The organism is Dactylosporangium sucinum (assembly GCF_014647515.1).
Lineage (GTDB): Bacteria > Actinomycetota > Actinomycetes > Mycobacteriales > Micromonosporaceae > Dactylosporangium > Dactylosporangium sucinum.
Genome location: NZ_BMPI01000002.1, coordinates 42,987 through 55,353 on the forward strand (window position 1 = coordinate 42,987; position 12,367 = coordinate 55,353).

A 12,367-nucleotide genomic window follows, 5' to 3' on the forward strand; every position below is an offset into this window, starting at 1 on the left:
TCAATGCACATTCCGGCACCGCGCAGGTGAAGCGGAAAGAGCTACCCCGAGCGGACGAAATTCCCGGAATCACATCCCCCATTCGACCGACCGGCCGGCGCCGCCGAACGCCAAAGGACTCCGGCGAGCATGGCGACCAACCTCGGACCCGTCGCTTCGCTGCGCCCGTGCCCGCCGGACGGACCGATGACCGAGCCGATGATCGGAAAACCCACCGGAGCACCGTAGCGGTGCGGTGTTGACAAGTTCGGGCCGGGGCTGGAACGCTTTCATCGACGTTGACGAAAGTTCGGTGACTTTTGTCAAAACATCAGGGTGGCGGCGCACCCCTTGCCTCGACAAGGAGTCCGCCAATGCGCAGGCGCATCGCCGCCATCGTTGCCACCACGCTCGTCGCCAGTAGTCTCACCGCCGTCGATCTTGCCCGCACCGCCGCGCCGGCCCTGGCGGCCGAGGTGTTGCAGGAGGTTACGCTCGCCAAAGGGACCGCCGCCATGGGCGAGCCCATGTCGCTCGCCGTGCTGCCCGACCGGACCGTGCTGCACACCTCGCGGGACGGGCGGATCTTCTCGACCGACGCCGCCGGGAACACCAGGGTCGCGGGGACGATCCCGGTGTACACGCACGACGAGGAAGGGCTGCAGGGTATCGCGGCCGACCCGAACTTCGCCGGCAACCGGTGGATCTACCTGTACTACGCGCCGCCGTTGAGCACGCCCGCCGGGGACGCCCCGTCGACGGGGACCGATGCCGACTTCGCGCGCTGGCAGGGGTACAACCAGCTCTCCCGCTTCACCGTGCGCGCCGACGGGACCGTGGACCTCGCCAGCGAGAAGCGGATGCTGCAGGTGACCACGGACCGCGGGATGTGCTGCCACGTCGGCGGTGACCTCGACTTCGACGCCCAGGGCAACCTCTACCTCACCACCGGCGACGACACCCAGCCGTGGTCGTCCAACGGCTACACGCCGATCGACGAGCGGCCCGGCTGGAGCTGGGACTTCGACGCCCAGCGCAGCGCCGGCAACACCAACGACCTGCGCGGCAAGCTGCTGCGGATCACGCCGCAGGCCGACGGCACGTACACGGTCCCGGCCGGCAACCTGTTCCCGCCGGGAACGGCGCGGACCCGGCCGGAGATCTACGCCATGGGCTTCCGCAACCCGTTCCGCATGTCCGTCGACAAGGCCACCGGCGTCGTCTACATCGGCAACTACGCGGCCGACTCCGACACCAACGACCCGAACCGCGGCGAGGGCGGGCACCAGGAGTTCGAGCGGATCACCGGGCCCGGCAACCACGGCTGGCCGTACTGCCAGGGGTACAACGCCCCCTACAACGACTACGACTTCGCCACCGGGACGTCCGGGCCGAAGTTCGACTGCGCCGCGCCGGTGAACGACTCGCCGCACAACACCGGCCTCACCAACCTGCCGGCCGCGAAGCCCGCCTGGCTCGCGTACGACAACCAGCCCGGCTCGCCGCTCGGCAACACCGGCGGGGGTCCCATGGCCGGCCCGGTGTACCGCTTCAACCCGAGCCTGAACTCGGCCACGAAGCTGCCGCAGAGCTTCGACGGCAAGTTCTTCGCGGGCGAGTTCTCCCTCGACTGGATCAAGACGGTGCAGGTGAACGCCGACGGCAGCCCGGGCGCCGTCGAGAGTTTCCCCTGGACCCACAAGCACATCATGGACCTGGCGATCGGCCCGGAGGGCGCGCTCTACGTGCTCGACTACGGCGCCGGCTGGTTCAACGGCGACGAGAACTCGGCGCTGTACCGCATCGAGGGCGTCCCCGGCGGCAACCGCGCGCCGACCGCGGTCGTCACCGCGAACCGCACCTCGGGCCAGCCGCCGCTCACCGTCGCGTTCAGCTCGGCCGGCTCGACCGACCCCGAGGGCGGCGCGCTCACCTACGCATGGAACTTCGGCGATGGGGGTACCTCGACCGCCGCCAATCCCTCGCACACCTACTCGGCCAACGGCAGCTACACCGCCCGGCTCACCGTCACCGACCCGGCCGGCAACACCGGCTCAGCATCGACGACGATCACGGTCGGCAACACGACGCCGGTCGTCACCATCACCGGCCCGGCCAACGGATCGCTGTTCGACTTCGGCGACGCGGTGCCGTTCCAGGTCAGCGTCACCGACCCGGAGGACGGCACGATCGACTGCTCGCGCGTCGCGGTGAACTTCGTCCTCGGCCACGACCAGCACGGCCACCCGATCACCAGCACCACCGGCTGCACGGGCGTGCTGCAGACGTCGGCCAGCAGCGAGCACAACCCGAGCGACAACATCTTCGGCGTCGTCGACGCGGCCTACACCGACCGCGGCGGGCTGACCGCGCACGCGCAGATCGTGCTGCAGCCGCGGCACCGCCAGGCGGAGCACTTCGGCTCGTCCAGCGGCAACCTGACGATCTACAACACCACGACGGCCGAGGGCTCGTACGTGGGTGCCATCGACAACGGCGACTGGCTCGCGTTCACCACCTACAACCTCGCCGGCACGACCGGGGTCACCGCCCGGGTCGCCTCCGCCACCGCGGGTGGCACGCTGGAGTTCCGCAGCGACTCGCCGACCGGGCCGCTCGCCGGGTCGGTGGCGGTGCCCGGCACCGGCGGCTGGGAGAACTGGACCACGGTCAGCACCACGCTGAGCCCGCAGGCCGGGACGAGGCCGTTGTACCTCACGTTCAAGGGCGGCACCGGCGCGCTGTTCAACGTCGACGCGTTCACGTTCACGTCGTCGGCCGACCTCGCCCGCGGCAGGCCGGTGACCGTCTCGTCGACGGACGACCCGGCGCGGCCGGGCGGCCTGGCGGTGGACGGCAACGGCGCGACGCGGTGGTCGAGCGCCTACAGCGACCCACAGTGGATCGCCGTCGATCTGGGTGGCACCTACACCCTCAGCCGCGTACGGCTCAGCTGGGAGGTCGCCTACGGCCGCGCGTACCAGATCCAGACCTCCCTCGACGGCTCGACCTGGACGACCGTCTACAGCACCACCAGCGGCGACGGTGGCGTGGACGACGTGCCGGTGTCCGGCAGCGGGCGCTTTGTCCGCGTCCACGGCACCCAGCGGGCCACCCAGTGGGGCTACTCGCTCTGGGAGCTCAACGTCTACGGCACCGCCAGCCTGTTGTCGCAGGGCCGGCCGGTCACCACGTCGTCGGTGGAGCCCGGCAACCTGCTCGTCGGCGCCAACGCGGTCGACGGCAACGGAGCCACCCGCTGGGGTTCGGCGTACAGCGACCCGCAGTGGATCAGCGTCGATCTCGGCAGCACCCGCACGATCAACCGGGTGAAGCTCAAGTGGGAGGCCGCCTACGGCCGCGCGTACCAGATCCAGACCTCGGCCGACGGCTCCACCTGGACCACCGTGTACAGCACCACCACCGGCGACGGCGGCGTCGACGACGTCACCGTGTCCGGCAGCGGGCGCTATGTCCGCGTCAACGGCACCCAGCGGGCCACCCAGTGGGGGTACTCGCTCTGGGAACTCGAGATCTACGGCGCCTGAGAGGAGCCATGATGCGCAGATTCCTCGCGGTGCTCGCCCTCGCCGCCGCCGCCACGCTGACGGCGGTCACGCCGGCGAACGCCGCGCCCGCCTTCAAGGTGCTGGTGTTCACCAAGACGGCGGGCTTCCGGCACAGCTCGATCCCGGCCGGCATCGCCGCCGTCCAGCAGCTCGGCGCGGCGAACAACTTCGCCGTCGACGCTACCGAGGACGCCGGGGCGTTCACGGTCGCCAACCTCGCGCAGTACAAGGCGGTCGTCTGGCTGTCGACGACCGGCGATGTCCTGAACGACGCCCAGCAGGCCGCGTTCCAGTCCTACGTCCGGGCCGGCGGCGGCTACGCCGGCGTCCACGCCGCGGCCGACACCGAGTACGGCTGGTCGTGGTACGGCGGGCTGGTCGGTGCGTACTTCAGCAGCCACCCGGCGAACCAGCAGGCGACGGTGCGGGCCGAGGACCGGGCGCACCCGTCGACCGCGCACCTCGCCTCGGCGTGGACGCGGGTCGACGAGTGGTACAACTACGCGACCAACCCGCGGGCGAACGTGAAGGTGCTCGCGACGCTCGACGAGTCGACGTACAGCGGCGGATCGATGGGCGCGGATCACCCGATCACGTGGTGCCAGGCCTACGACGGCGGTCGTTCGTGGTACACCGGCATGGGCCACACCGACGAGTCATACGCCGACCCGACCTTCACGCGGCTGCTGCTCGGCGGCATCCGCTGGGCGGCGGGCGCGGCGGCCGGGGACTGCCGGCCGGAGCGCGGCTACACGGCGCTGTTCGACGGCACGCAGGCGAGCCTCGACCGGTGGCGCATGGCGGGACCGGGCGGGTTCACCCTGGCCGACGGCACGATCAGCTCCTTCGGCGGCATGGGGTTGCTCTGGTACCCCGTGAGCACGTTCGCCGACTACTCCCTCAAGGTCGACTGGATGATGCCCGGCGACGACAACGGCGGCGTCTTCATCGGCTTCCCCGACCCCGGCAACGACCCCTGGGCACCGGTGAACGCGGGCCACGAGATCCAGGTCGACGCCACCGACGCCGACCCGGCCCGCACCACGGGCAGCGTCTACAGCTTCAAGGCCCCTGACGCGGCGCTGCGCGCGGCGAACCTCAACCCGCCGGGCGCGTGGAACACCTACGACATCCAGGTCCACGGCCAGCGCGTCGAGGTGTACCTCAACGGAGTCAAGGTCAACGACTACGTATCTTCGCGGAGCATCGGTAACGGCTATGTCGGCGTGCAGAACGACGGCGACGCCGCTCACATCAGCTACCGCAACATCCGCATCAAGACGGACGGCGCGCCGCCGGCGACGGACGTCGCGCGCGGCAGGCCGGTGACGGTCTCGTCGGTGGAGCCCGGCAGCCCGCACGCCGGGGCGAACGCGGTGGACGGCAACGCGGCCACCCGCTGGGGATCCGCGTACAGCGATCCACAGTGGATCGCCGTCGACCTCGGCGCGGTGCACTCCCTCAGCCGGGTCCGGCTGAACTGGGAGACGGCCTACGGCCGCGCCTACCAGATCCAGACCTCGGCCGACGGCTCGACCTGGACCAACGTCTACAGCACCACCACCGGTGATGGCGGCGTAGACGACGTGGCGGTGTCCGGCAGCGGGCGCTATGTCCGCGTCAACGGCACCCAGCGCGCCACCCAGTGGGGCTACTCGCTCTGGGACCTCAACGTCTACGGAACACCCCAGTCCGGCCTGCTCTCCCAGGGCCGCCCGGTCACCGCGTCGTCGGTCGAGCCCGGCAGCCCGCACGCCGCCGCCAACGCCGTCGACGGCAACGCCGCGACCCGCTGGGGATCCGCCTACAGCGACCCGCAGTGGATCAGCGTCGACCTCGGCACCACCCGCGCCATCAGCCGGGTCAGGCTGAGCTGGGAGACGGCCTACGGCCACGCCTACCAGATCCAGACGTCGGCCGACGGCTCCACCTGGACCACCGTCTACAGCACCACCACCGGCGACGGCGGCGTCGACGACGTCACCGTGACCGGCAGCGGACGCTACCTCCGCGTCAACGGCACCCAGCGCGCCACCCAGTGGGGCTACTCGCTCTGGGAGCTCGAGGTCTACGGCAGCTGACTGTATCTTTCACCCCCGTCCCCTCCGGCGCGACGACCGCCGGAGGGGACGGAACCCCAGGTCGGGAGCGCGCGCCTGGGCGCCGGGCCGCGCTGGTCGAAGCGGTTCGATCGCGTTTCGAAACATCGACGCGTATCGTCCGGCCGGACTGAGCGTGCCCCCTCCCCCGTCCTGAGGTAGGTCATGAAGAAGAGACGAATCGCCATCCTCGGCGCCGCACTGGTCGCCGTCGCCGCCTCGATCCTCGTCTATGCCCAGCCCGCGTCCGCCGCGGTCGGGCTGCACATCAGCGGCCGGAACATCGTCGAGGCCAACGGCCAGAACTTCATCATGCGCGGGGTCAACCACCCGCACGTCTGGTACACCGGGCAGACGAGCTCGTTCGCCAACATCAAGGCCCTGGGCGCCAACACCGTCCGCGTGGTGCTCGGCAGCGGCAAGCGCTGGGGGCCGTCCAACGACGTGCCGCAGGTCATCCAGCTGTGCAAGACCAACCGGATGATCTGTGTGCTGGAGGTCCACGACACCACCGGCTACGGCGAGGACGGCGCGGCCGCCACGCTGGACGAGGCGGTCAACTACTGGATCAGCCAGAAGGCGAACCTGGTCGGCCAGGAGAACTACGTCGTCATCAACATCGGCAACGAGCCGATCGGCAACAACAACCCCGGCCAGTGGACGGCCGCGACCGTCGCCGCCATCCAGAAGCTGCGCAGCAACGGCTTCGAGCACCTCATCATGGTGGACGCGCCGAACTGGGGCCAGGACTGGCAGAACGTCATGCGCGACAACGGCCAGACGGTCCTCAACGCCGACACCCAGCACAACACGGTGCTGTCGATCCACATGTACGCCGTCTACAACACCGCGGCGAAGGTCATCGACTACCTCGACCGCATCCAGGCCGCGGGCTGGCCGCTGGTGATCGGCGAGTTCGGCTGGCAGTTCAACAGCAACGAGGTCGACCACGAGACGATCCTGGCCCAGGCGCAGGCGCGCGGGCTCGGGTACCTCGGCTGGTCCTGGAGCGGCAACACCGACCCGATCCTCGACATGGCGACGAACTTCAACCCGGCCCAGCTCACCACCTGGGGCCAGCGCATCTTCAACGGCACGAACGGGATCAAGGCCACCGCCAAGGAGGCGACGATCTTCAGCGGGAACCCGCCGCCGTCGTCCGCGTCGCCGTCCCCGAGCCGGTCGTCGGCCTCGCCGTCGCCGTCCCCGAGCCGCTCGTCCGCGTCGCCGTCGCCGTCCTCGGGCACCAAGGGCTGCACGGCCGCGTACTCGATCGTGGGCCAGTGGCCGGGCGGGTTCCAGGCCGACGTGAAGGTCACCGCCGGTACCGCCGCCATCACCGGCTGGACCGTGACCTGGACCTTCGCCAACGGCCAGACGATCACCCAGGCGTGGAGCGCGACGATCACCAGCTCCGGCTCGGCGGTCACCGCCCGCAACGTCAGCTACAACGGCACCCTGGGCGCCGGGGCGAGCACGAACTTCGGCTTCCTCGGCTCGTGGAACGGCACGAACACCGCCCCGGCGGTGTCCTGCACCGCCTCGTAGTCACGGTCCGCACGACGCCCCGCCGGCCTGTTCCGCCGGCGGGGCGTCGTCGTGTGCGGGCTGAAACATTCCGGCGGGTGCCGGACATGTCAGGGTGACCGGGCACCCACCCGGCTTCGCCGACCCGTGAGGAGCTGGACCTTGGCTCGCGCCCCCGCCGCCGACCGGTACGAACGCCTGTACCGCGCGCACTATCAGGACCTGCTCGGCTACGCCCTGCGCCGGGTCGACCCGCCGGAGGCGGCGGCCGACGTGGTCGCCGAGACCTTCCTCGTCGCCTGGCGCCGCTTCGCGGACATCCCGGCCGACCAGGCCCGTGCCTGGCTGTTCGGGGTGGCCCGCAACGTGCTGGCCAACCACGGCCGGACCGAGCGGCGCCGGGCCGGGCTCGCCGCCCAGCTGCGCCGCGAGCTGGCCACGCTCCCGGCCGTCCAGACCGATCCGCCGGAGCACGTCGCCCACGCCTTCGACGGCCTGCCCGACGCCGACCGGGAGCTGCTGCGCCTGGTCGCGTGGGAGGGCCTCACCACCGACGAGCTGGCGGTGGCGCTGGGCTGCACGCCGAACGCCGTCCGCATCCGCCTGCACCGTGCCCGGCAGCGCTTCGCCGCCGCGCTGGGCGAGCCGATCCCGACCACCGACCGAGGAGCAGGAGCATGAGCCACCCTTCGGAGCAGGACCAGGACCGCCTGGTCCGGCTGCTGGCCCCGCCGCGGGCCGTCCCGCCGGCCGCCGCGGACCCGGACGGGCCGGCCGCCACCGCGCTGCTGGAGAGCATCCGCCACGCGAACCGCACCCGGATCCGGCCCTGGGTCCGGCCCTGGATCGCGATCCCGGCGGTGGCGGCGGCCGCGATCGCGGCGTTCGTCGTCATCGCGCTGCTGCCCGGGAGCGGTCCGGCGCCCGCGCACGCGCTGGACATCACGCGCGACTCGCAGTACATCACGATCCGCATCCTGGACCCGGACGCGGATCCCGCCCGGTACCGGCAGGAGCTGGCCCGGCACGGGCTGAACATCGAGCTGACGCTGGTCCCCGTCGACGCCGGCCAGGTGGGCCGGGTCGTCTTCAGCGAGGTCGGCGACACGGGCAACGGCCCGACGATCGAGTACGTCGAGTCGCCGGGCCACTGCAGCCCCAACGGCTCCTGCGCGGTCGCCGTGCGGGTGCCGGTCACGTTCGCCTCGTACGCCCGGCTGTCCTTCGGCCGCGCCGCGAAGCCCGGCGAGTGGATCGAGGGCGGCTCCGCCCAGCAGAACGCCGACGCGGCGCAGCTACGGGGCCGCACGGTGGCGGACGCCCGGCGGATCCTGGAGTCCCGCGGGCAGACGGCGACGTACCGGGTCGGCTGGCAGTCCCTGGACACCCCGGCGGAGCAGATCCCGTCGACGTGGATCGTGTACGACACGGCCCCGCTGCCGGACGACGTCGTCGTCCTCTGGGTCTCCGCGGACGGCCAGGCGCCGCGCCCGCCCAGGAGCGGCCCTCCGGGCGCGTCGCAGTTCGTGCCTCGTTAGGCTCCTCGGCGCGTCGCAGTTCGTGCCTCGTCAGGCGCGGCGCTCCTCGGCGTGTCGCAGTTCGTGCCTCGTCAGGCGCGGCGCTCCTGGAGGCGCCGCTCCTCGGCGCGGACCTCGGCAAGCGACTCCCGCTCGCGGACCAGCCACTCCGGCGGGTCCGCGGCGAGGGCCTGGATCTCGGCCGTGGTCAGCGCCTCGGTGACGCCGCCCCGGGCCAGGCCGCTGTTCGACACGCGCAGCCGGGCCGCGACCACGTTGCGCGGGTGCGGCCCGTCGCGGCGCAGGTCGGCGAGCCACTGCGGCGGGTTGCGCTGCAGCTCGTCGAGCTGCTCACGGGTGATCGGGCCGGCCCGGAACTCGGGCGGGGTCGCCGGCAGGTAGACGTCCAGCTTCGCGGCCGCCGTGGCGGGCTTCATCTCCTGGGGCTTCTTCGGCTTGCTCACCCGGTCAGAGTAGCGGCAGGGTGGCCGGTACCCTGAGGTCGGTGGAGAGGTTCCGGCTGGTCGTCGTTCCCGGGGTCGTCGTGGACCGGTGGGCCCGCACCTGGGCCGAGCGGCGCCCGGAGACCCGGCTGGAGCTGGTCCCGGCGGAGTCCGCCGACGCCCCGGAGCACCTGCCGGGCCGCGCCGAGGCCGGCCTGCTCCGCGAGCCGGTGGACCGCGAGCTGCTGCATGCCATCCCGCTGTACCGCGAGCAGACCGTCGTCGTCGTGCCGCGCGACCACCTGCTGGCCGCGGCCGACGAGCTGACCCTCGCCGAGGTCACGGACCTGGACGAGCCGCTGCTCCGCCCGCTCGACGAGGTGCTCCAACCGCCGGGCGGGGCGCCGGACGACCGCCCGGCGACGACGGCGCTCGCGATCGAGCTGGTGGCGGCCGAGGCCGGCCTGCTGCTGGTCCCGATGTCGCTGGCCCGGCTGCACCACCGCCGCGACCTCACGTACCGCCCGGTGACCGACGCCCCGACCTCCTCGGTGGTCCTGGCCTGGCCGCGCGACGCCCACACCGAGCTGGTCGAGGAGATGATCGGCATCGTCCGCGGCCGCACGGCGAACAGCACCCGCGGCCGCGCCCCGACCCCGCCACCGGCCCGAGCCCCGAGACCCCCACGCAAGGGCCGCCGCCGCTGACGGCTCGCGTCATCCGCCGGCCGCGCATCCAGGGTGCGCAGGAGCGCGAGCCGGGCGGCCGGGTCGGACATTGATAGACGTTGGTCGATCTACCCTCAGACTTGGTGATCGAACTGAGGGTAGATCGACCAACGTCAAACTAGCAGGCGACGCGGGGGCGCCAGATGGGGCAAGCCGAGGGGCGGCGCGCCCGGGGCGGTCCAGCTTCGGCGTCCGCGGCCGCGCCCGCTCAGGCGAAGGAGAGGTCGGCCTCGATGCCGTAGTGGTCGGACAGGTACACCGAGCGGCCGTCCCACAGTGGCACGCGCTCCTCCTCGAAGGCCAGGCGGCAGGTCGCCGTCAGGCCGCGGACGAGGACGTGGTCGAAGGCCGGCGGCGTGGGCCACTGCGGGGTCGGGCGGTACGTCGGGCGCGGGTCGCCCGCCATCGGGTCGGTCAGGCCCGCCACCGCGCGGAAGTCGGCCAGCGCGGCCGAGTCGCGGGGCAGGTTCAGGTCGCCGGTCACGACCAACGGCAGCGCCGGGTCGAGCCGCGCCACCGCGCCGGCCAGGTGGGTCAGCTCGGTCCGCGCCACGGCCGTCCAGCGGTTCGCCGGGGACCAGTCGTCGTCGCGGTTCGCCGACAGGTGGGTGTTCACGACGGCCAGGCGGCCGGCCGGGGTCTCCAGCACGGCCACCTGGGCGCCCTTGCGCATGAGCAGCTCCGGCCGGGCGGGGCCGGCGACCGGGAACCGCACGAACGAGCAGCTGACCACGGGGTGCCGGGACAGCAGGACCAGGCCGCCCTTCAGGACGAGCATCCCGTGGTACCGCCGGTGCGCGTAGGCCGGCGCCAGTCCCGCGAGCAGCCGCGCGCCCCCGGCGGTCAGCACCTCCTGGAGGCACACCACGTCGTAGGGCGTGGCCGCGAGGTGCCCCGCGAGCGCCCGCAGGCGGGCCCGGACATCACCCTTGAAGAGGGCGTTGAGGGTCAGCAGCCGCATCCCGCCATTCCACCACAGTCGATCAACGGCGGCGCTTGTGCTGGGCGCGGCGGGCCAGCGGGGCGCCGTCGAGGATGACGATGCACTTGTTCTCGAGCCGGACCCAGCCGCGGCTCGCGTAGTTCGCGAGGACCTTGTTCACCGACTCGCGCGAGGCCCCCACGTACTGCGCCAGCTCGGTCTGGGTGAGGTCGTGCACGACGCGCGTGCCGCCCTCCTCGGCGACGCCGAACTGGTCGGCGAGCTGGATCAGCTGGCCGGCCACCCGGCCGGAGACGTCGCTGAACAGGCGGTCGTCGACCGTCGCGCGGTTGCCGCGGATGCGCCGCGCGACGACCTGCAGCAGGCGCTCGGCGACGTCCGGCTGCTGGGCCATCCAGCGGTGCAGCGCCGTGCGGCCGAGACGGGCCAGGCGCGCGTCGGCCACCACCGTCGCGGTGGTCACCCGGGGGCCGCCGTCGATGAGCTCCAGCTCGCCGAACTGCTCCCCGGGGCCGAGCAGCGACAGCAGGCACTCGCGGCCGTCGCTGGCGCTGCGGCTGAGCTTCACCTTGCCGGACAGCAGGACGTAGAGGTAGTCGCCGGTCTCGCCCTCGCGGTAGAGCACCGTGCGGCGGTCGGCGGTGACGGTGTCGAACTGCGGCGCCGCGGCGGCGAACCCGGCAGTCCCGCGGGTGTCGTCAGCGCCTTCGGTGCCGTCAGCGTCGTCGAACAGGCCGGTCAGGTCCGGCGCGTCGGCGGAAATCGTGATGGTCATGAGCCCTCCCAGCGTGGGACCCGGACCCGGTAGGGCGGTACCGAGTACCATTCGGACGGTACTAGATACCGAGGACGCGAGGCAACAGGCTGTCGCGACGATGCGCGAGGATGGCACGGTGACCGGGACTGGTGTACGCGAGCGGCTCGTTGACGCGGCTTTCGAGCTGTTCGACGAGCGCGGCTACGAGCAGACGACCGTCGACGACATCGCCGACCGGGCCGGCGTCGGGCGCACCACGCTCTTCCGGCACTACCGGTCGAAGGAGGACGTGATCTTCCCGGACCACGACCGGCTCATCGCCGCCGTCCGGGACCGCCTCGCCACCTCGACCGCCGGCTCGGCCCTCGTCGCGGTCGTCGAGGCCGTCCGGCTGGTGCTGCTGCACTACATCGAGGAGGCCGACCGGGCCCGCCACCGCTACGCGCTGACCAGCCGCATCGCCGTCCTGCGCGACCGGGAGATCGCCAGCGTCGCGCGCTACCAGCGGCTGTTCCGCGAGTTCATCGCCGGGCGGATGGCCCCCGAGCCCGCCTCGGCCCTGCGCGCCGAGCTCATGGCCGCCGCCGTGGTCTCCGCCCACAACCACGTGCTGCGCCGCTGGCTGCGCCGCGACACCGCGGAGCCCGCCGCCGAGCTCGACGCGGCCATGGCCCAGGTCATCGCGCTGTTCACCGAGCCCGGCACCCCGCCGGGCGACGGCGGCTCGACGGTCCTCGTGCTGCACGACCGCCGCGACCCGGAGGTCGTCGCCGCCACCATCCGCCGCGCCCTGCAGCAGGCCTAA

Annotated in this window: 10 protein-coding genes; 7 read left to right on the forward strand and 3 right to left on the reverse strand. The window is 72.3% G+C overall.

Annotated features, from left to right (window positions below):
* The first annotated feature begins 353 nt into the window (after positions 1-353).
* The 5 genes from IEZ31_RS01375 to IEZ31_RS01395 all read left to right on the forward strand — a co-directional run bounded on the left by IEZ31_RS01375 (position 354) and on the right by IEZ31_RS01395 (position 8,712).
* Positions 354-3,527 carry a galactose-binding domain-containing protein gene (locus IEZ31_RS01375; RefSeq protein ID WP_190247833.1) on the forward strand — a complete coding sequence of 1,058 codons (3,174 nt, stop codon included), beginning with the start codon at positions 354-356 and terminating at the stop codon, positions 3,525-3,527.
* 11 nt (positions 3,528-3,538) lie between these two features.
* A complete protein-coding gene (locus IEZ31_RS01380; protein WP_190247834.1) occupies positions 3,539-5,629 on the forward strand; it encodes a ThuA domain-containing protein in 2,091 nt (696 codons plus the stop codon).
* 183 nt (positions 5,630-5,812) lie between these two features.
* Entirely contained in the window at positions 5,813-7,195 is a 1,383-nt protein-coding gene (locus IEZ31_RS01385; protein WP_190247835.1) for a cellulase family glycosylhydrolase, read from the forward strand.
* 141 nt (positions 7,196-7,336) lie between these two features.
* Complete coding sequence (locus IEZ31_RS01390; RefSeq protein WP_190247836.1) at positions 7,337-7,855, forward strand: RNA polymerase sigma factor; 519 nt, start codon at positions 7,337-7,339, stop codon at positions 7,853-7,855.
* Positions 7,852-8,712 carry a hypothetical protein gene (locus tag IEZ31_RS01395; RefSeq protein ID WP_190247837.1) on the forward strand — a complete coding sequence of 287 codons (861 nt, stop codon included), beginning with the start codon at positions 7,852-7,854 and terminating at the stop codon, positions 8,710-8,712. Before IEZ31_RS01390 ends, IEZ31_RS01395 begins: the two co-directional genes overlap by 4 nt.
* Positions 8,713-8,783: 71 nt before the next feature.
* Here the strand turns inward: IEZ31_RS01395 and IEZ31_RS01400 are convergent, their stop codons facing one another.
* Entirely contained in the window at positions 8,784-9,155 is a 372-nt protein-coding gene (locus tag IEZ31_RS01400; protein WP_229833946.1) for a DUF5997 family protein, read from the reverse strand.
* A 41-nt stretch (positions 9,156-9,196) separates the two neighbouring features.
* Here IEZ31_RS01400 and IEZ31_RS01405 point away from each other — a divergent pair, with 41 nt between their 5' ends.
* Positions 9,197-9,841 (forward strand): LysR substrate-binding domain-containing protein, encoded by a 645-nt coding sequence (locus IEZ31_RS01405; RefSeq protein ID WP_190247838.1) that lies wholly within the window; start codon positions 9,197-9,199, stop codon positions 9,839-9,841.
* Between the two features lie 229 nt (positions 9,842-10,070).
* Here the strand turns inward: IEZ31_RS01405 and IEZ31_RS01410 are convergent, their stop codons facing one another.
* Together IEZ31_RS01410 and IEZ31_RS01415 are read right to left on the reverse strand one after the other, a co-directional pair.
* Positions 10,071-10,823, reverse strand: coding sequence for an endonuclease/exonuclease/phosphatase family protein (locus tag IEZ31_RS01410; RefSeq protein WP_190247839.1), 753 nt, complete (start codon positions 10,821-10,823; stop codon positions 10,071-10,073).
* A gap of 22 nt (positions 10,824-10,845) precedes the next feature.
* The gene (locus IEZ31_RS01415) at positions 10,846-11,580 is read right to left on the reverse strand and encodes a Crp/Fnr family transcriptional regulator (RefSeq protein ID WP_190247840.1); all 735 of its coding nucleotides are present in this window, start codon (positions 11,578-11,580) and stop codon (positions 10,846-10,848) included.
* A 118-nt stretch (positions 11,581-11,698) separates the two neighbouring features.
* On the opposite strand from IEZ31_RS01415, the gene IEZ31_RS01420 reads away from it, so the two are divergent.
* On the forward strand, positions 11,699-12,367 hold the full coding sequence (locus IEZ31_RS01420; protein ID WP_229833948.1) for a TetR/AcrR family transcriptional regulator: 669 nt from the start codon (positions 11,699-11,701) through the stop codon (positions 12,365-12,367).